Annotated in this window: 14 protein-coding genes; 6 read left to right on the forward strand and 8 right to left on the reverse strand. The window is 70.3% G+C overall.

Annotated features, from left to right (window positions below; translation table 11 throughout):
* Nucleotides 1–119 precede the first annotated feature (119 nt).
* Both ACFPZ3_RS47815 and ACFPZ3_RS47820 read left to right on the forward strand, forming a co-directional pair.
* A complete protein-coding gene (locus ACFPZ3_RS47815; protein WP_379521076.1) occupies nt 120–1,808 on the forward strand; it encodes an ABC transporter transmembrane domain-containing protein in 1,689 nt (562 codons plus the stop codon).
* Complete coding sequence (locus ACFPZ3_RS47820; RefSeq protein ID WP_379521077.1) at nt 1,808–3,565, forward strand: ABC transporter ATP-binding protein; 1,758 nt, start codon at nt 1,808–1,810, stop codon at nt 3,563–3,565. Before ACFPZ3_RS47815 ends, ACFPZ3_RS47820 begins: the two co-directional genes overlap by 1 nt.
* A gap of 379 nt (nt 3,566–3,944) precedes the next feature.
* On the opposite strand, the gene ACFPZ3_RS47825 is transcribed toward ACFPZ3_RS47820, so the two are convergent.
* From ACFPZ3_RS47825 to ACFPZ3_RS47835, 3 genes are all read right to left on the reverse strand, one after another.
* Nucleotides 3,945–5,360: an alpha/beta fold hydrolase gene (locus ACFPZ3_RS47825; RefSeq protein WP_379521078.1), complete on the reverse strand. Its 1,416-nt coding sequence runs from the start codon at nt 5,358–5,360 to the stop codon at nt 3,945–3,947.
* Between the two features lie 445 nt (nt 5,361–5,805).
* On the reverse strand, nt 5,806–6,240 hold the full coding sequence (locus ACFPZ3_RS47830; RefSeq protein ID WP_379521079.1) for a GNAT family N-acetyltransferase: 435 nt from the start codon (nt 6,238–6,240) through the stop codon (nt 5,806–5,808).
* A 90-nt stretch (nt 6,241–6,330) separates the two neighbouring features.
* Nucleotides 6,331–8,397 carry a S9 family peptidase gene (locus tag ACFPZ3_RS47835; protein WP_379521080.1) on the reverse strand — a complete coding sequence of 689 codons (2,067 nt, stop codon included), beginning with the start codon at nt 8,395–8,397 and terminating at the stop codon, nt 6,331–6,333.
* 33 nt (nt 8,398–8,430) lie between these two features.
* Here ACFPZ3_RS47835 and mshB point away from each other — a divergent pair, with 33 nt between their 5' ends.
* From mshB to ACFPZ3_RS47850, 3 genes are read left to right on the forward strand one after another with little or no spacing between them, the layout of a single operon-like run.
* On the forward strand, nt 8,431–9,336 hold the full coding sequence (gene mshB, locus ACFPZ3_RS47840) for an N-acetyl-1-D-myo-inositol-2-amino-2-deoxy-alpha-D-glucopyranoside deacetylase (RefSeq protein WP_379521081.1): 906 nt from the start codon (nt 8,431–8,433) through the stop codon (nt 9,334–9,336).
* Between the two features lie 11 nt (nt 9,337–9,347).
* Nucleotides 9,348–9,764 carry a DUF6113 family protein gene (locus tag ACFPZ3_RS47845; RefSeq protein ID WP_379521082.1) on the forward strand — a complete coding sequence of 139 codons (417 nt, stop codon included), beginning with the start codon at nt 9,348–9,350 and terminating at the stop codon, nt 9,762–9,764.
* A 17-nt stretch (nt 9,765–9,781) separates the two neighbouring features.
* On the forward strand, nt 9,782–10,276 hold the full coding sequence (locus ACFPZ3_RS47850; protein ID WP_379521083.1) for a flavin reductase family protein: 495 nt from the start codon (nt 9,782–9,784) through the stop codon (nt 10,274–10,276).
* A gap of 124 nt (nt 10,277–10,400) precedes the next feature.
* Here ACFPZ3_RS47850 and ACFPZ3_RS47855 read toward each other — a convergent pair whose 3' ends face one another.
* Nucleotides 10,401–11,420 carry a hypothetical protein gene (locus ACFPZ3_RS47855; RefSeq protein ID WP_379521084.1) on the reverse strand — a complete coding sequence of 340 codons (1,020 nt, stop codon included), beginning with the start codon at nt 11,418–11,420 and terminating at the stop codon, nt 10,401–10,403.
* A gap of 21 nt (nt 11,421–11,441) precedes the next feature.
* Here ACFPZ3_RS47855 and ACFPZ3_RS47860 point away from each other — a divergent pair, with 21 nt between their 5' ends.
* Nucleotides 11,442–11,849 carry a hypothetical protein gene (locus ACFPZ3_RS47860; RefSeq protein ID WP_379521085.1) on the forward strand — a complete coding sequence of 136 codons (408 nt, stop codon included), beginning with the start codon at nt 11,442–11,444 and terminating at the stop codon, nt 11,847–11,849.
* A 40-nt stretch (nt 11,850–11,889) separates the two neighbouring features.
* Here ACFPZ3_RS47860 and ACFPZ3_RS47865 read toward each other — a convergent pair whose 3' ends face one another.
* From ACFPZ3_RS47865 to ACFPZ3_RS47880, 4 genes are all read right to left on the reverse strand, one after another.
* A complete protein-coding gene (locus ACFPZ3_RS47865) occupies nt 11,890–14,376 on the reverse strand; it encodes a penicillin acylase family protein (RefSeq protein ID WP_379521122.1) in 2,487 nt (828 codons plus the stop codon).
* 85 nt (nt 14,377–14,461) lie between these two features.
* Nucleotides 14,462–15,829, reverse strand: a complete 1,368-nt coding sequence (gene cysS / locus ACFPZ3_RS47870; protein WP_379521086.1) for a cysteine--tRNA ligase — start codon at nt 15,827–15,829, stop codon at nt 14,462–14,464.
* A gap of 21 nt (nt 15,830–15,850) precedes the next feature.
* Nucleotides 15,851–17,695 (reverse strand): sigma factor-like helix-turn-helix DNA-binding protein, encoded by a 1,845-nt coding sequence (locus tag ACFPZ3_RS47875; protein ID WP_379521087.1) that lies wholly within the window; start codon nt 17,693–17,695, stop codon nt 15,851–15,853.
* Between the two features lie 48 nt (nt 17,696–17,743).
* Nucleotides 17,744–19,564, reverse strand: a complete 1,821-nt coding sequence (locus tag ACFPZ3_RS47880; RefSeq protein WP_379521088.1) for a UvrD-helicase domain-containing protein — start codon at nt 19,562–19,564, stop codon at nt 17,744–17,746.
* Nucleotides 19,565–19,569 lie beyond the last annotated feature (5 nt).

Raw genomic sequence — 19,569 nt, forward strand, 5'->3', positions numbered from 1 at the left:
TAGCCCCGCCGCCCGAGCTGGGCGGGCATTTTCGGGTGTCACGGTTTCACTCCGGCCCTGACCCCTGGCGGGAAAATGGTTTGCCGGGCCAGGGGGTGCCTTGTCAATGTTGTCAGGCTATGCGCTCCCTTCCTGAGGCCGATCCTGGCGTGCCCGATATCCGCAGCCCGTTCCGCTATCTGTGGTGGAACGCGCGGCGCCAGGCGTCATCCCTGCTCGCGGGCATCGGCTTCGCCACTCTGTGGTGGCTGGTGCAGGCGCTGATGCCGGCCGTGCTCGGTAAGGGCATCGAGGCCGTCACCGCCAAGGACACCCGGGCCCTGCTGCTGTGGTCGGCGATCCTGTTCGGGCTCGGGCTGGTGCAGGCGTTCACCGGGATCATGCGGCACCGGATGGCCGTCTACAACTGGCTGGCCGCCGCGTACCGTACCGTGCAGCTCACCTCCCGGCAGGCGGCCCGCCTCGGGGCCACACTGCCGAAGCGGCTCTCCACCGGAGAGGTCATCAGCGTCGGCAACTCCGACATCGCGCACATCGGCGGCTCCATGGACATCCTGCTGCGCGCCACCGGCTCGATCGTGGCCATCGTCACCGTCACCGTGATCCTCATCTCGACCTCGTTGCCGCTGGGCCTGCTGGTGTTGTTCGGGGTGCCGCTCATGGCCGCCGCCGTCGGGCCGCTACTGCGCCCGATGCACAGGCGTCAGGGCGCGCAGCGGGAGCTGACCGGTCAGTTGTCCACCAGGGCCGCCGACATCGTGGCCGGCCTGCGGGTGCTGCGGGGGATCGGCGGGGAGCAGGTGTTCGCCGAGCGTTACCGCGAGGAGTCGCAGCGCGTACGCCATGCCGGGGTGCGTGTCGCCGGGGTCGAGTCGGTGCTCGAAGGCGCGCAGATCGTCCTGCCCGGGCTGCTCATCGCCATCGTCACCGGCATCGGCGCCTCCTTCGCCGTCGCCGGGGAGATCCCCACGGGGCAACTTGTCGCCTTCTACCTGTACGCCGTGTTCCTCATCGGGCCCATGCGCACGCTCACCGAGGCCGCCGACAGGCTCACCAAGGGGCACGTGGCGGCCGGGCGGGTGATCCGGATCCTGGCCATCCAGCCCGAGGTCACCGGCGGCACGGGGAGCAGTGAGGGTGGGGTGCTGCGCGACTCGTACAGCGGTGTAACGCTCCAACCCGGCTCCCTCACCGCCGTCGCCGCCAACGCGCCCGAGGACGCCATCGCCATCGCCGACCGGCTCGGCCGCTACGCCGACGGCGATGTCACGTTCGGCGCGGTCGAGCTGTGTACGCTGCCCGTGGACCAGGTCCGCTCCCGGATCCTGGTCGCCGACAACGGCGCCCGGCTGTTCAACGGACGGCTGCGGGACGAGCTGGACGTGCGCGGCGGGGCCACCGGCCGGCAGGTACGCGAGGCCCTGCACGTGGCCTGCGCCACCGACATCGTCGACGCCCTGCCCGAGGGGCTCGACGCCCAGGTGGCCGAGGCGGGGCGGGAGTTCTCCGGTGGGCAGCAGCAGCGGTTGCGCCTGGCCAGGGCGCTGCTGGCCGACCCGGAGGTCCTCATCCTGGTCGAGCCGACCAGCGCCGTGGACGCCCACAGCGAGGCCCGCATCGCCGACCGCCTGACCAAGGCCCGCCCCGGCCGTACCACCCTGATCTGCACGACCAGCCCGCTGGTTCTGGATCGGGCCGAGCATGTGATCTATGTGGAGGGCGGTCGGGTGCTGGCCGAGGGGACGCATCGCCAGTTGCTGGACAGCTCGCCCGAATACGCCGCAACCGTGACCCGAGGTGAGGACTGATGGCCCGCGAGATCCTGCCGGTCGCCGACCGGAAACAGGTGCGTGCCTACGCCAGGCGGCTCACGCTGAAGTATCCGCGCCAGCTCGCCTTCACCCTGCTCCTGCACGGCCTGGCCGCCGTCGCCGGGCTGGTCGTGCCGTGGCAGCTCGGCGACCTCGTACAGAACCTCCAGTACGGCGCCGAGGTCAACGTCACCGTCGTGGCCGCCGCCATCGGAGCGTTCCTGCTGCTGCAGGGCCTCCTCATGCGGTACGCAGTGCTGGCCTCGGCGAAGCTCGGTGAGAAGGTGCTGGCCGAGCTGCGCGAGGAATTCGTGGACCGGGTGCTCGGGCTGCCGCTGTCCACCGTCGAACGCGCCGGGTCCGGTGACCTCATCACCCGGACCTCCCGCGACGTGGACGCGCTCTCGCGCACCGTACGCCACGCCGTGCCCGAGACGTTGATCGCCATGGTCACGTTCGTGATCACCATCGGCGCGATGCTGCTGGTCAGCCCCTTGCTCATGCTGCCGATGCTGGCGGCGGGCCCGGTGATCTACATCTCCACCCGTTGGTACCTGCGGCGGGCGCGGGACGGCTACCTCCGCGAGAACGCCGCCTACGCCGACGTGACCGAAGGGCTGGCCGAGACCGTCGAGGGCGCCAGGGCCGTGGAAGCGCTCGGGCTGCGGGAGCGGCGACGGGTGCGTACGGACGAGGACATCCGCCGGTCCTACGCGGCCGAACGGTACACGCTGGGCCTGCGCACCAGGTGGTATCCCGCCGTCGAGCTGGGCTACGTGATCCCGGTGGTCGCGGCGCTGCTGGTCGGCGGGCTCTTCTACACAAGCGACTGGGTGACGCTCGCCCAGGTGGCCACCGCCACGCTGTATGCCCAGCAGCTCATCGACCCGCTCGACCGGTTCCTGATGTGGACCGACGAGCTGCAGGTGGGCGCGGCCTCGATGGCTCGGCTGCTGGGGGTGGCGAACGTACCGGACGACCGGGAGGCCACTCCCGCCCGGCCCTCCGGCGAACTGCTGGAGGCGTCGGACGTCCGCTACGCCTACCGCCCGGGACGGGACGTGCTGCACGGCGTGTCGCTGACTATCCAGCCCGGCGAGCGGCTGGCCATGGTGGGTCCCTCCGGCGCCGGCAAGTCCACGCTGGGGCGGCTGCTGGCCGGGATCCACGGCCCGCGTACGGGGTCGGTGGCCGTGGGCGGAGTGCCCCTGGTCGACCTGCCCCTGGACGACCTGCGAGGCCACGTCGCGCTCGTCACCCAGGAACACCACGTGTTCAAGGGCTCCGTACGGGACAACCTGCTGATCGCCCGCCCCGACGCCTCGGACCAGGCCGTACTGAAGGCCCTTGAGGCGGTGGACGCGCTGGACTGGGTGCTGGGACTGCCCTCGGGCCTTGAGGCCGAGGTGGGGTCGGGCGGGATCGCCGTCTCGCCCGCGCAGGCCCAGCAGCTCGCCCTCGCCCGCCTGGTGCTCGCCGACCCCCACACCCTGGTGCTGGACGAGGCCACCTCCCTTATCGACCCCCGGGCCGCCCGCCACCTGGAACGCTCGCTGGCCGCCGTCCTCGAAGGCCGCACGGTGATCGCCATCGCCCACCGGCTCTATACGGCGCACGATGCCGACCGGGTGGCTGTGGTGGAGGACGGGCGCATCACGGAGTTGGGGCCGCACGAGGAGCTGGTGGAGGAAGGGGGCTCGTACGCTGCCCTTTGGAGCAGCTGGCACGGCACCCCCACCACCACTCCCTCCTGACTCACAGCTCCCCGGGATGGGCTTGCCACGGGATGGGCTTGTCACGGGGACGGGTTGGTCAGGAGGCGGGTTGGTCACGGGATGGGCTTGCCACGGGATGGGCTTGCCACGGGGCGGGTTGGTCACGGGGCTCTCCTGAGATCGTCTTGCCGACGAGGTCGATGATGTGATCGCCGACCCGGGCCGTGGTGATCTCCTCGTCGTGCTGCCCCGTGCGGCGGGTCTGGGCTGGTTACGGTGCGGGCTGGTCATGAGGCGGGTTGGTTACGGGAGGGCTGGCCACGGGAAGGGCTGGTCGCGGGGTGGGCTGGTCATGAGGCGGGCTGGTCATGAGGCGGGCTTGTTCGTGGACGGTGGTGGGATGTTGGCGTGGGCTCGGTCAGCATTGGGTCTTTTGCGGGGGCAGGGTGCCGTCTGTGAAGTAGCGGTTGATGTGGTCGCGGGCGCAGGGGTTGGCGCCGTAGAGGGTGTGTCCGGGGCCGTTGTGGTGGATGGTGGCGCTGCCCGGCACCTGGGACAGGGTGCGTTCCACCGCCTCTGACTCGACCCATGCGCCTGCTCCGAGCATGGGGGGCAGGTTCTTGGGGAGGGCGGCGGGTGGGTTGGTGACCGGCACGGGCCAGCCGATGCAGTTGAGGGTGGCTGAGGCGAGGGTGTTGGCGGTGCCGGTGTTGGGGGCGACCTTGCGCAGGCGGGCGATGGTGGCGGTCATCTCCTTGCGACTGGCGAAGCGGGGCCAGTCGGTGCATTCCGTTACGCCGGTGGCCTGGTCGGGGTAGCGGGAGCCTCTGGCCGGGACGAAGTCGGAGGCATCACCCTTGCTTGCCTTGCGGATCGCTTCGGCCAGCTTGGGCCAGACCGTTTCGCCCTGCCGGGCGAAGGCGAGGGCGAAGGCCTGAAGGTCGCGGGTCTTGTAGGCGACATTGTCGGTTTTGGTGGGGATCGGGGTGCGGTCGGCTCGGGTGATCAGTGTGCGCCAGAGGGCCGGTACGTCCTTGCAGTCGTTGGAAGCACACCAGGTGAAGAAGCGGCGCAGGGACTGCTCGTTGGATGTGGCCGTTTCCTCCAGTTCGTGTTGCCAGTTGGCGGTGCTGTGGTTGAGCGTGCCGTCCAGGACCATCGTGCGGACGTGGTCGGGGAAGAGGCGGGCGTAGGCCTGACCGTAGAGGCCCGCGTAGGAGGCGCCGTAGTAGTTGAGCTTGTCGCCGCCCAGGGCCTTCCTGATCGCCTCCATGTCTCTGGCCTGGTCGGCCGAGCTCATGTTGGCGAACAGCTCCGGGTCCTTGAGGCGGCAGGCCTCGGCGTAACCGCGGTTGGTGTCGGACAGGCGGCCGAGGTCGGCGTCGTTCTTGGGGGTGTCGGCGATGGGGACGCGGGTCCAGGAGCACTGCAGGCCCGTGCTGAGGCCCTGGAACTGCTCTTTGCCGTAGCCGCGGGTGTCCCACGTGATGACGTCCATGCGTTGGCGCAGCTTGGTCCACCAGTCGGGGACGGACTGGGTCAGGGCGATGCCGGGACCGCCCGGGCCGCCGTAGGCCACCAGGACCGAGCCCTCCGGCGTGCCGGTGGCTTTCAGGCGGCCCATCTTCAAGGTGATCTTGCGGCCGGCGGGTTTCTGCCAGTCGGCCGGGACCGGGAGGTCGGCGCACTCCATACCGATCTTGTCGTTGGGGCACGGTTGCCAGTCCAGGGTGGCGCTGGAAGCCGTGGCCTTCGACAAACCGGGTGTCTGCGCGGATGCGGCCGGGGGGTGCAGGAGTGTGATGAGGAGGGTGAGGGCGAGGGGCTTCAGCATGGCGTTCACGATGCCGGAGTGGGTGGCGGGATCGCGTCGGACCAGGGTTTGGTTTTCGGGGGTGGGGGTCGGACCAGGGGTTGTCAGACCGTGGGTTGGTGATAGGGACCTCGGCCCCCTGACGCAGTGGGGTGGTGAGGAGAGCCGGGCGCGTTGGGGGTGGCCGTGCGAAGTGGGCGCTCCGGGGTGGTGATGAGGGCCGGGCGCTCTGGGTTGGTGGTGGGAGTGGGCGTGCTGGGGTGTGGCGGTGTGGGGGTGCTCTGGGGCGATGAGGGCCAGGCGTGTTGGGCGTGGTGGGGGGTGGGTGTGGTGGGAGCGGGCGTGCTGGAGTGGTGGGGAGCGGGTGCTCTGGGGTGGTGATGAGGGCCGGGCGCTCTGGGGGTGGCCGCGGGGAGCGGGTGCGTTGGAGGGTGGTGGTGCGTACGGTGTGGGGTTGCGCTGGCGCTTATGGGCTGACGTAGTGGTGCACCAGGGCGGGCTCACCGGCCGCGTTGATCCAGTCGGCTCGGCTGCTGCCAACCCTGCGCCATCCGCACCGCTCGTACAACGAAATGGCCGCAGTGCCCTCGGACGACACGTCCAGCCGCAGTGGCTCGCCCGCCGCAGTACGCACCGAGCTGAGAAGCTGGGCGGCCAGGCCCTGCCCACGCGCCGCCGGAGTCACGAACAGCCGGACGATTTCCGTGTCCCGGGTGAGGCCCACATGCCCGAGCACGACCCCCGCCTCGATCGCGACCCAGGCAGACCTCAGATCCGCCGGGCTCAGCCAGCCCCAAGGATCGTTCGGCCAGTCCACGGGATACCGGTCGGCGGCTTGGACCTGGGCGAGTGCCTCGACGCAGGCGTCCTTGTCCTTGGGACTTCTGGGGCGGATTGTCACGCAGGCAAGCGTAAGGCCGCGGCCAACAAGTGCCGGCCCGGCCTCGTGCGGGCAGGTGTCAGGCCGTGGTCGTCGAGTGCCGGAACCGGCTCAGGAGCCCAGCGACCTCTTCAGGAAGTCCACCTGGAGCAGCAGCAGGTTCTCCGCCACGACCTCCTGCGGCGTCATGTGCGTGACCCCCGACAACGGCAGCACGTTGTGCTGGCGTCCGGCCGCGAGCAGGGCCGAGGAGAGGCGCAGGGTGTGGGCGGCCACGACGTTGTCGTCAGCCAGGCCGTGGATCAGCAGCAGCGGGCGTTCGAGCTTGGCCGCGTCGGCGAACAGCGAGGAGTTCTCGTAGACCTCCGGCTGCTCCGCCGGATGGCCCAGGTAGCGCTCGGTGTAGCACGTGTCGTACAGGCGCCAGTCCGTCACCGGGGCGCCCGCGACGGCCGCGTGGAAGACGTCGGGGCGGCGGAGCACCGCGAGCGCGGCCAGGAAGCCGCCGAACGACCAGCCGCGGATGGCCACGCGCGTCAGGTCGAGGTCGTCGGGGTACTGCTCGGCCACGCCCTGCAGCGCGTCGATCTGGTCCTCCAGGGCGGGGGTGGCCAGGTCGCCCAGCACGGCCCGCTCGAACTCCGTGCCCCGGCCGGGCGTGCCGCGGCCGTCGGCGACGATGACGGCGAAGCCCTGCTCGGCGAACCACTGGCTCTCCAGGAACGCGCCGCGCCGGTTGAGCACCCGCTGTGCGTGCGGCCCGCCGTACGGGTCCATGAGCACGGGCAGTTTGCGGGACCCCTGCTCGTGCCAGGAGGGCAGCACCACGGCGGTGGCCAGTTCGCGCCGGCCGGAACGGCCGAGTGAGACGCGCAGGTCGAGGCCGGGGCGCTCGGCGAAGGACGGGATCGGCACCGCCATGCCGTCACGGCGTACGACCGTGACGGAGACGCCCTCGGCGTCGAGGCTCTGCTCGGTCAGCACGCCGACCCCGCCCGACATCCGCCCTGAGAACACTCCGGAACGGGTCGAGACGGGCAGCAGCGAATGCCCGTCCCACGTCCACAGCTGGATCTCGGTCGGGTCGCCGCTCGCGCTGAACAGCACGCTGTCGTGATCGACGTCGAGCACGGCCCGCACCTGCAACGTCGGCGGCGTGACCGCGCGGTCGCCCACGAACAGCCGGTGCCCGCCCTCCGCGTTGGCCACCCACACCAGCGAACCGTCGTCGAGGTGCGCGGGCACGCCGCCGACGATGTCGACCCAGGCCGGGTCGGTGTCCTCGCGCACCGGCGTGGACGCGCCCGTCGCCGGATCGACCGAGAACAGCCGCATCGTCCGCTGGTCGCGGGTCAGCGTCACGATCGACAGCGCGTGGGAGTCCCAGGCAGCCGTGGTCAGGTATTCCTCGTCGTAGGGGACCGCGACCCGCGACCCGTCGAGCCCCAGCACGAACAGCTCGGTGAGCGCGTTGGGCGTGCCCGCGGCCGGATAGCGCTGGGCCGAGGGGGTGCGGTCGGGGTTGGCCGGGTCGGCGATGTGCCACACGGGCACGGGGGCCTCGTCGGCGCGCTCGACCAGCAGGGCGTCGCTCGACGGCGCCCACCAGTAGCCGCGCATCCGGTCCATCTCCTCGGCGGCGATGAACTCGGCCAAGCCGTAGGTCACCGTCTCCGACTCCGGCTCGGCCAGCGGCCGGTCCGCGCCCGTGCCCAGGTCCTGGACGCGCAGGGCGCCACCAGTGACATAAGCCACATGACGCCCGTCGGGGGACAGCCGGGGGTCGATGACCGCGCCTGGAGTGTCCAGTCTGCGCCAGTGCCCGCTCGCCAGGTCGACCACGTGCAGCCCGCCGGACAGGGCGAAACAGGCCCTGGTCAGGGTGGCGTCGGCGGCGTATGCGACCACGCCCCCCGCCGCCTCGCGGCTGCGCTCCCGCCTGGCCCGCTCCTCGGGCGGCAGGTTCTCCTCGTCGGCCCGGAGCGCCCGCGGATCGACGACCAGGCGTTCGACGTGGGTCTCTGTGTCGAGCTCCCACAGACAGGTCACCGGGTCGGTGCCCGACTTCGTCCGCAGGAACACCACCCGGCCGCCGTCCGGGGAGATCGTGAAGCCTCTGGGCACCCCGAGGGTGAACCGGCGGGTCCTGGCAGACAGGCGCGGGAAGCTCTCGCTCATGGCCTCAATCCTGCCATTGCTACGCTCGTGGGCATGACTGATCGACGGCTCCTGCTCGTGCACGCCCACCCGGACGACGAGTCGATCGGCACCGGAGCGACCATGGCCAAATACGTCGCCGAGGGGGCTCACGTCACGCTGGTGACCTGCACGCTGGGCGAGGAAGGGGAGATCATCCCCGGCGATCTCGCGCATCTGGCCGCCGACCAGGACGACGCGCTGGGCCCGTACCGGATCGGTGAGCTCGCCGCCGCCTGCCAGGCGCTCGGCGTCGAGGACCACCGCTTCCTGGGCGAGTCCGGCCGCTGGCGCGACTCGGGCATGATGGGCGTGGCCACGAACGACCACCCGAGGGCCTTCTGGAGCGCCGACCTCGACGAGGCGGCGGGAGAGCTGGTCAAGGTCATTCGCGAGGTACGCCCCCAGGTGCTCGTCACGTACGACGACAACGGCTTCTACGGCCATCCCGACCACATCCAGGCCCACCGAGTTTCGCGCAGAGCGTTCGAACTGGCGGCGAAACCCGGCTTCGGCGAGGGCGAACCCTGGCAGATCGCGAAGTTCTACCACACGGCCGTCGCCAGGTCCGTCATGAGGAGCGCGGCGGAGGCGCTGAGCGAGGCCGAGACCGGCTTCCTCACCGAGGACGTCGACGACATGCCGTTCGGCAGCCAGGACGAGGACATCACCACCGAGATCGACGCGCGCCCCTGGATCGGGAACAAGCTGGAGGCCATGCGCGCGCACGCGACGCAGATCAGCGTGCGGGCGCCCTGGTACGCCCTGTCGAACAACATCGGCCAGGAGGTGCTCGGCGTCGAGCACTACACGCTGGCCATCGGCGTGCCCGGCCCCTCGGTGCCCGGTCCGCCCATCGAGGCCGGGGGCCTCGGTGAGCCGCACGACCGCGAGAACGATCTCTTCGCGGGCATCCACTAACCTCGTTCGACATGGAACATCGCAGCCAGGCCGAGTCGGCGCTGGGCGGGGCCGCGTACGGCATGCTGTTCGTCCTCGGGGTCGTCATGGGGATCGTCGGCGGGTTCACGCATCCCACATGGCGGTTCGGCCCGGTCCCGATCTCGGCGATCGTCTGGGTGCTGGCGTTGTTCGTGGTGTGCGTGGGGGCGGGCAAGCTCATGCGCGCACGGCTCGGCGCCATGGCGGCGGCGCTCGGGTGGCTGCTGGTGACAATGCCGTTCACGCTGCAACTGGGACCTGGCGACCTGGTGATCGCTTCGGGCCTTCCTGGGTACGTCTACCTGTACGGAGGCTTGGTGGGTCTTGTAGCGGCCTATTTGCTTTCGCCCTCGTCGGGAGGGGGATCTTGGCTGTTGCGTGGGTACACTCCGAAGAATCCGACGTAAAGGCATAAAGTGGCTAGGTGCATTCCATAGAGCGGCACGCGGACCCGGGCACCTATCGCAAGGTCGTCGGCCGCTTCGCCACTGGAGTCGCGATCGTGACGACCAGGCTGGGCGACGTCGATCACGCCATGACCGTCAATTCCTTCACCTCCGTCTCGCTCGAACCCCTGCTCGTGCTGTTCTGCGCCGAGAAGGTGGCCCGCTTCCACGACGCCGTGCTGGAGTCCGGCGTCTGGGGGGTGTCGGTGCTGCCCGCCTCCATGGAGGACGCCTCGCGCTTCTTCGCCCACCGGGGGCGGCCGTTGAACGGCCAGGTCGCCAGGTGGGAGCATCACCGGGGGGAGTCGGGGGTGGCGTTGTTCGATGGTTCGATCGCCACGGTGGAGGTGGCCACCACGGCGGTGCACGATGGCGGGGATCATTCGATCGTGGTGGGTGAGGTGACGGGGCTGGGCATTCCGGCCGAAGGGGCACCGCTGATCTACCACGAGGGCCGCTACAAGTCCCTCTGACCGCTCGCCGGGAAGCCGCGGGACGTCTCCCCCTACGGGGGCTGGGATGCCGAAGGGCGTGACCGCCGGCGCATGAGTCGGGCCAGGCACGTGGCCTGGCCCGATCATTTGCCGTGTGCCGGCCCTACTGGGCGGGAGCGCTCACCGATTCGGACGGTGTGGCCGTCGTGGTCGACGTCTCGGTCGGGACGGTGGTGTCGGTCGGCGCCGGGGTCTCCGTGGGAAGTTCGGTCGGAGGCTCGGACGGCGGCGGACAGGTCGGAATCTCCGTCGCGGTGTCCGTGGGAGACACGCCGGCAGTCGGAGAATCGGTCGGTATCGCGGTCGGGGTTTCTGTCGGGGTGTCGGTCGCGGTTTCCGTCGGCGTCGGCGTGACGGTCTCGCTCGGCGGCGGAGTGTCGGTGACGGTGCCGGTCGGAGCGACGGTGTCCGTCGGAGTGACAGTGCCGGTCGGAGAGACGGTGTCGGTCGGCGGGAGCGTGTCCGTCGGTTCGACGGTGGGCTGACAGGTGAACGTTTCCGTGACCGTCGGGCCGGGCTCTGTGACGGTGACCGTGGGACCGGGCTCGGTCACCGTGACCGTCTCTCTCACCGTGACGGTCGGCAGCGGCGCCAATGTGACCGCGGCCTGCCCTCGCTTCTTGTACGTGCCCGAGCCCAGCCTCTTGCTCGCGCTTCCTTCGCCACCGACCACGGTGAAGTCCAGATCCGCGGTCTTGCACGAACGCTTCTTGCACACCCTCTGCTTGACGTTGAAGAGAGCCGCTCCCTCGTAGGTGACGGAGACGTTCAGATACGAAACGCCTCTTCTCTTGACCACCTGCGCCTCGGCGGTGTACTCCCCGGTTGTGGGGCTCTCCGTCGGGGCGGGGGTCTCGGTCGGGCTCGGTGACGTCGTCGGTGATGTCGGGGGCGTCGAGGTCGTGGGGGGAGGCGACGTGGACGGGTCGCCTGCTAACGCCACCCGTGCGTTGAGAGAGGTGTCAGTGATTCGTAGGGGTTCGGTCGCTGACGTCTGGGTGATCGCAGCTCCGCCGGCTCCTGCCAGTGCGACGGTGCCGAGCAGCGCGCCCAGGATGGAGAATCTCATAATCCTGCTCTTGTGGAGGATTTCAGGACGGGGATCATTATTCCGACTTGTCAAGATTGGTCAAGACTGAGACGCATGGACAGGCGCTTCCGGTTCCGGCGGGCGGCGAACTACATCAATCTCTCCACGCCGCTCGGTCTGCTGATCGCTGTCGTCGGCCGCGCGGCCAGGCAGCCCGGTCCCAACGGGCTCATCCTGGCCTTCGGCTACCGCTACCGGTTCCCCATCGCGGGGGCCTTCACGGTGGGAAATGTGGTCCTGACCAGGAGAGACGGGCTGGATGAGCAGCTCATCCTGCACGAAGGCCGGCACGCCACGCAGTGGGCCTGGTGCGTCGGGCTGCCGATGTTGCCGTTCTATGTGGTGGCCATGCTCGTCTCGGTGATCGTCTGCGGCCATCAGGCTTCGTACAACGTTTTCGAGCGGCTCGCCGGGCTGGACGACGGGGGCTATCCCCGCAAGCCGCCGTGGTGGAAGAGTTAGACACCACACCGCGAGCCGGTTCCCGGCCCGCGGCGTACGGTCATGGGTTCAGCCTGAGGGTGTTGGTCGCGGCCTTCTTGACCGACTCCGGGGTGGAGCGCATCGGGAGCAGATCGCCCCTCGCCCAGGTCTCCGCCTGGTCCCAGTAGTTGTCGTGGAAGGCGTGGCCCGAGGCGCCCGTCAGGTTGACCCAGCGGGACTTGTCCAGGTCCGAGAGATCGACGATCATGCGCATGGACGGCACGGCGGTGACCGAGTAGTCCTGCTGAACGTTCCAACCCGTGGCGTTCACGGCGTCCTTGCTGCCGGGAACCGCCAGCGGGCCGCGGTTGAACAGGGCCTCGATCGGGGCGATGCCCGAGGTGCCGAGTGAGCCGTTGACCAGTTCGAGCTGGTGCAGATCGCCCCAGCGCCACGCCTTGACGTCCGCTCCGAGCCGGTCGGCCAGCTCCTGGTACGCCGAGGCCATCGCCTGGCGGAGGATGTCGTCGCGGGTCTCCTTGAGGTTCTTCGTGCTCACGTCATCCCAGAACGGGTCATCAGGGACCTCCAGGAGGCGCCTGACGACCTCGTACCAGCGGTCCCCTCCCGTGGGCCTGGCCGCCTCCGGCAGGTCGTCGCCGAACGTCAGCACGAGCACCTGCCGCCAGACCGCGTTGAAGTAGGCGGCGGCGGCCGAGTCGAGGCCCTGTGAGCGGTCCCACGTCTTCAGCAACTCCCTGGCCCGGCCGCCGGGGCCCGCCAGGTCCACCCGCATCAGGGCGGGGACCAGGGTCTCGGCGAAGCCGTTGGAGGAGTCCTGCTGGATGCGCGACATGGTGTCCGCGTCGATCGGGCCCTTCTTGATCGCGTCTTTGATGAGGGTGCGGATGCGTTCGGAGCGGTAGCCGTACGACCAGTCCTTGGTCAGGAGGGGTCTGTAGCGGCTCGGGTCGATGACGGCGTTGTTGGCGGTGACGATGAAGCCGTCGGCGGGGTCCTCGACGGAGGGGAGCTGGTCGTACGGGATGGGTACGCTCTGCCAGTCGTAGTCGCCCGTCCAGCCCGGGACCGGCCAGGTGCCGTCGCCGTGCTCGCGTACGGGGATGCGCCCGGGAGCCTGATAACCGATCTTGCCCGTCGTGTCGGCGTAGATCAGGTTCTGGGAGGGCACCTCGAACAACGCCGCGGCCGCCTTGAACTCCTGCCAGTTCCCCGCCCGGTTCAGCGCGAAGATCGCGTCGGCGGTCCGCCCAGGCGTCAGCGCCGTCCACTGCAGCGCCACCGCGTTGGCCTCGCCGCTGGGTTTCGCGCCGTTCACCACCTCGTTGATCAGCGGCCCGTGCCGGGTGGTCTTGACGGTGATCGTGACCGGCGAGCCGCCCGCCACCTTGATCTGCTCCTGCCGCGTCTCCAGCGGGATCTGCTCGCCCCGGTACAGGTAGGAGTCTCCGTCCACCTGCTCCAGGAAGAGGTCGGACACGTCAGGCCCCAGGTTGGTGAAGCCCCACGCGATCTTGTCCGTGTGCCCGATGATCACCCCGGGGACCCCGGAGAAGCTGAACCCCGTTACGTCGTACGGGCACGCCGCCGTGACCTTCCTGCAGTGCAGCCCCACCTGGTACCAGACGGACGGCAGCGCCGCCGACAGGTGCGGGTCGTTGGCCAGGAGCGGCTTGCCGCCGGCGGTGTACTCGCCGGAGACCACCCACGAGTTCGACCCGATGCCCTCGCGGTCCGCGGTGCCCATCGTGCTCGGCACGTCATCCAGCGTCTTGGCCGCCTGGCCGAGGAGCCGGTTGGCCCGCTGCCGCGGCTCCGCCTGCTGCTCGAAGCGGCCGCGGACGACGGCGCCTTCGTTGACGATCGGGAGGTGCCGGTCGTAGGGGTAGCCGGGGTAGAGCTGATCGACCCGCGCCTTGGGCAGGGTGGTCGCCGCGAGGGCGCGGTCGATCTCGTCCTCCATGTTGGAGCGCAGGTCCCACGCCATGGCCTTCAGCCAGGCCAGCGAGTCGACCGCGGTCCACTTCTCCGGCTCGCCGCCGCTGCCCTGAAGCTTCAGCAGGGAGTATTCGAGGCTGCGGTCGGAGGCGTTCGGGTTGGCGGCGAGCCAGGCGTTGACACCCTTGGCGTACGCGCTCAGAAAGCCCTGCGTCTCCTTGGCCAGCTCGGGCAGCTCCTGCTCGGCCACCCTGCGCCAGCCCATGGTCCGCAGGGCCTTGTCGTTGGCGAGCGTGGAGGTGCCGAAGAGCTCCGAGAGGCGCCCGGCCGTCAGGTGGCGGCGGAAGTCCATCTCGAAGAAACGGTCCTGCGCGTGCACGAACCCCTGCGCCATGAACAGATCGGCAGTGCTGTCAGCATAGATGTGCGGAATTCCCGTTTTATCCCGAAAAATCTCCACATTTCCGGATAAGCCGGGGAGTCGCAGCGCACCATCCACCTGCGGAAACGACTTCCGCACCGTGTACACGAGGACCCCTGCGAGCACCACGACCAGTGCGAGCAGCACGGTCAACACCCGAGCGAACCACCGCAACGGCCATGGCATCCACGCATAGGGCCTCACCGCCACCTCCTTAACGCCGAAAAGCTGGCATCAAGTCTTGCAGTTCGTGATCACTCCTCGGGCCCGCTCAAACCCAGGTCTGACCCTCCGGCGTGTCCGACACCCGCACTCCCAGCTCGGCCAGAGAGCCCCGCAACCGATCGGCCTGCGCGAAGTCCCCGGCCTCCCGCGCCCTGGCCCGCGCCTCCAGCAGCTCGGAAGCCCCGGCCGGCAGCACGGGCGTCTTGCCGATCTCGATGGACAGGTCGAGCGCCAGCACCTGATCGAGATGCAGGAACGTCTCGAACTTGGCCCCCGGCGGCACCGACTCGTCCCGCTCCAGCTCCCGCAGGATCCGCAGCGCCGCAGGGGTGTCGAGGTCGTCGTCGAACGCCGCCTCCACCCGTTCGACATGGGACTGGGACAGGGGCGCGCTGACCGACTCGGCCCACTCGGCCACCCGCGTGCGCCACCTGCGCACCGTCCGGTCGGCGGCCCGCAGCGTGTCCCACGTCAGGTTGAGCTGCTGCCGGTAGCGGTGCTCCAGGAACGCCATGCGCACGGCGAGCGGGTCGAGCCCGGCCGCCACCACGTCGGAGAGCAGCACCACGTTCCCGGTGGACTTGGCCATCTTCCGCCCGTCGAACAGCAGATGCTCGCCGTGCACCCAGTGCCGCACCACCTCGTGCCCGGCCGCCGAGTCGGACTGGGCCCGCTCGTCCTCGTGATGCGGGAACCGCAGGTCCATCCCGCCGGTGTGGATGTCGAACCTGGACCCGAGGAAGCGCAGCGACATGGCCGAGCACTCCACGTGCCACCCGGGGAACCCGCGCCCCCACGGCGTCTCCCAGGTCAGCTCGCCCTTGCCCGGCTTCCACAGGGCCCAGTCGGCGTGGAAACGCTTGCGGGGATCGACGGCCTCGATGCGGTGGGCGGGCTTGAGCTCGTCGAGCCGGTTCCCGGAGATCTCGCCATATGTCGGGAACGACCGTGCGTCGAAGAACACCGACCCGTCCGGCACCGTGTACGCGTGCCCCTTCTCGACCAGCGTGGCGATCAGGTCGATCATCAGGTCGATGGTCTCGCTGGCCCGGGGCGTGTGCTCGGGCGGCCGCAGGTTGAGCGCGGCGGTGTCGTTCCTGAAGGCGTCCTCGTAGAAGCGCGCCATCTCCAGCGGTGAGCGGCCCTCGGCCCGCGCCTGCGCGAGGACCTTGTCCTCACCCTCGTCAGAGGAGTCGTCGATGAGGTGGCCGACGTCGGTGATGTTCTGACAGACCACGACCCGCACCCGCCGCCGCTCCAGGACCCGCCTGATCAGATCGGAGAGCACATAGGTGCGTAGATTGCCCACGTGCGCGTAGCGATAGACCGTCGGCCCGCACGTGTACATCCGCAGCGCCCGCTCGGCGGCGATCTCCTCGACCTGCCTGGCACGCGTGTCGTAGATCCGCAACATCTCCCGAGCTTAGCCCGGCCGTCAGCCCCCCAGGAAACCGAGGATGTCCCTGTCGCCCCGCTCGCGCAGCCTGCCCAGGATCTCCTCGCGGGTGGCCGTGTCCGGCAGCCCGATCCTGGCCCCGATCAGCCGCAGCCCCTCGATCTCCGAGCTGACCGGCGCGGTGTAGCCGAACAGGTAGAGCGCCCGGTTGATGGGCGGCATCCCGACCGGCGCGGCGGGCAGGTAGCGGGTCAGCAACTCGCCCCCGTCCGACACGGTCAGGAAGACGTGGTCGCCGTCGGCGGCCTTGTAGTCGGCCAGCACGTTGCGGATCGACCCCATGGTGGGCTGGTTGTGCCAGCTGATCACCACGTCGCCGGACGGCGAGGAGGCCGTGAGCTGCCCGCCCGGCGCCATCCCCAGGTACGCCGCGAACCCCGTCGGCAGCGGCGACCCGGAGCCGCGCAGATGCTCGGCGTTGACGTCCACCCGGTGCCACCAGCGGCCGTCGCGGGAGCGGAAGCTGCGCCGGGTCGAAGAGACGTCCTTACGCGGCTGGTACGGCTCCGCCTCCCCGCCGGGCGCGGTGCCCGCCACCCTGATCCAGCCCCGCTGGGTCCGCTCGAACCCGGGCCCGCCCGAGTAGGCGCGGACCGAGCTCTCGCTCACCTCGTAGCGTGAGGTCAGGTTCGCCACGATCGTGCCCACGGAAGCCTCGCCACCGGCCCGCTCGATCTCCCTGGCGATCATCTCCCTGATCCCCAGGTATTCGTCGCCGCCCCACCTGGTCAGGCCGTACTTGTTGCGATCGACCCGGTGGAAGCGCTCGTCGGCGGTGAGCTGGTTGCGGATGCCGACCAGGCTGTAGTCCTCGCCGATGCGTTCCTGGATCTCCTCCGGCGTCAGCGGCGCGCCCGCCACCGCGAGCACCGCCTCGGCCTTCTCGTTGATGCTGCGCGGCCACGGCACCACGTGGCGGCCCAGCACGCGCAGTTGCGGCACGGCCAGGATCCACCGCTCGGCCACGTCCTCGCGCACGCCGAGCTGTGTCACCATGGCCACGGCCTCGCCGAGCGGGCGCGGCCCGTCGGCGAAGAGCTGGCGCGTCTTCTCCCTCAGCTCGTCGGCCCCGCCGGCCACGAGCCAGCCGTCGGCCTGCTCGTAGCCGGTCAGCAGCGTACGCACGAACCGCCACGCCGGGATCCCCAGCGAACGCAGCTCGCCCTGGTGCCACGGCACGGCGGCCTGGAGGTCGTCGGCCGGCACGGCCGAGCCCAGCCGCCCGCGCAACCACGTCACGTGCGCCACCAGGGGGGCCGAGTCGGGCTTGCCGAGCCAGGCCTCCACGTGCTCGCGCAGGTCACGCTCGATCTGCCTGATCCGCTCCCGCGTCACCGAGAACCGCTGCGCCAGCTCGTCGAGGGTGGCCCGCTGCGTCGCGTACAGCCGGTCGCGGGCGATGGCCCGCTGCCGGTCGTCCATCGCCCCGAACAACTCGTCGATCAGGTCGGGCGGCGGCCTGTCCGGCCTGGACGGCGCGGGCACCACCTCGGGCGCGGGTTCGAGCAGCCGTTCGAACACACCGATGAACAGCTTCTGCACCACGTCCTTGCCCAGCGTCTCCGGCGTCCGCTCGGACTCGGCGGGGTCGGAGAAGCGCAGCAGCGGCAGGATGTCGCCGAGCATCAGATGCCCCCAGCAGGCCACGGCCAGATCGGCCAGGTGGCCCGCCACGGTCTGCGTGCCGACGATGGAGCACGCTCGATCGAGGGGAATCGCCTGCCACCAGGCCTCGGGCAGCTGGGGCTCCTCCACGATCGGCGCGATTTGACCAGGGGAGGTCCAGCGCAGGGGTGGCGCGAGGTCGCTCAGGCTGAGGTTCATTGAGGTCCAACCGGCAAAGGGAAGATATCCGCAGTTCAGACTATGTGATCAGAGGGGTAAAAACGGGCTGCCTCTTCCGGAATGGGAGATATAGAGCATCGACCGCGCCCGGGTACAGGCGACGAACAGTATGCTCCGTTCGCGTTGCAGGGCACGAGCCCGGGCAGACGGATCCTCCGGTGACGGACCAGGCACCACGCCCTCCGCCACCCCGATGAGCGCCACCCGTTCGAACTCGAGCCCTTTCAGATGCTGGAAGGTCGACACCCGCACATCCAGGCCGTCCAGCGCGCGCGTGGCGTCACGGACGAGCCCCTGGTTGCGGGCCCCGACGGCGATCTCACTGGGAGCCAGCCCCGCTGCCAGCCACGCGTCGACGGTGGCGCGCAGCCCGGCCAGCTCCGACTCCATTGTGTCGTACGCCCGCACGATCGGCCGATGGCCATTACGCGTCGCGCTGAACCCGTACATCTCCGTCACGCCCTTGACCAGGCCGGGCGAGGGGCCGCCGCCGCGCAGCCGTACGGCGAAGGGCAGCAGTTCCTGGGGCAGCCGGTAGGAGAGCCTGAGCGTGCGCTGGTCGGCGGGGATGCCGACCGCGCCGAGCACCACCTGCGTGTCGGTGACGCGCTGGTGCGGGTCGCCGACGATGAACAGGTCGTCGCGCGCCCGCGGCACCGCCGCCCGCAGCAACCGCCACTGCGCCGGGCTGATGTCCTGAGCCTCGTCCACAACCATGTGACGGTACGGCTTGCGCCCAGGATCCACGTCGTCGAGCAGATCACCCGTCGTGATCGAGAGCAACCTGAGCGCCTCGTCCGTCAGCTCCGCCAGCGAACGCGCCCCGGGGCCGACCAGCGCGGGGCGGCGGCCCTCCTGGGCGGTCACGATGCGCATGGCCAGGCGTTCGGCGTTGTCCACCTCGACCCGCTTGCGCACCACGTCGTCCTCGATCAGCAGGTCCAGCCGCGCCGACAGCTCCTCGGCCAGGCTCTGCGAGAACGTCACCAGCAGCACGGGCCCGGCGCCCCTCGCGGCCAGGTGAGCCGCCCGGTGCAGGGCGGTGACGGTCTTGCCGGTGCCCGCGCCGCCCACGACCAGCATGGGGTGCTCGTACCTGGCGGCCCTGGCCAGCCGGTGTTGCGGCGGGTGCAGGAACGTACACCAGTCGGGTGCCTGGAGCACCCGGTCGAGCGCCAGCTTGTCGGGGACGAACACCGCCCGGTCGGGGCTGCGCCGCAGCGCCGCGTACAGGTCCTCGGTGTCGATCGGGCCGGTGTCCTCGTCGGACGCCCGCCAGGCGTCCAGCTCCCGCCACGCCTCCGACAACGAGCCGCCGCGGGCGAGCACGGCCAGCGGCACGTACTGGGTGGGCGGCAGCAGCGGTTCGAGCGCCGCCACGTCGGCCTCGGTCGTGATCAGCCGGAACAGCGGCAGCGCGTGCCCGTCCAGGCCGAGCCCGAGCAGGTCGCCGTCGCAGATCGGGTCGAACAGCCGTCCGCGCCCCACCGACCTGCGTAACGCCGGCTCCACCCGCTCCAGAGCCTCGGCGTCCCACTCCTCGACGACGCCGATCACCGGGTTCACGCCGTAGCGGTGGCGGCGGGCGTACGACCAGGCCTGGGGGTCGGGCAGCACCGTCCGCAGCCAGTACACGTCCCGCTCCCGCACCACCACCCCGCGATGCCCGTCCGCCAGGCGCAGGGTCGCCGCCCGCGGATCCCTGGCGCCCCTGACCCGTTCGGGGTGCGGGGCGCCGGACACGTTCAGCAGGAACCGGCGCAGCGCGACCACGGCGTCCCTGCGCACCGGCTGGGCCAGTGCGCTGAGCTCCCTGGGAAACTCAGGGCCGATCGCGAGCCGCGGCACCGGCC

The sequence above is a fragment of the Nonomuraea insulae genome (genome assembly GCF_042656245.1).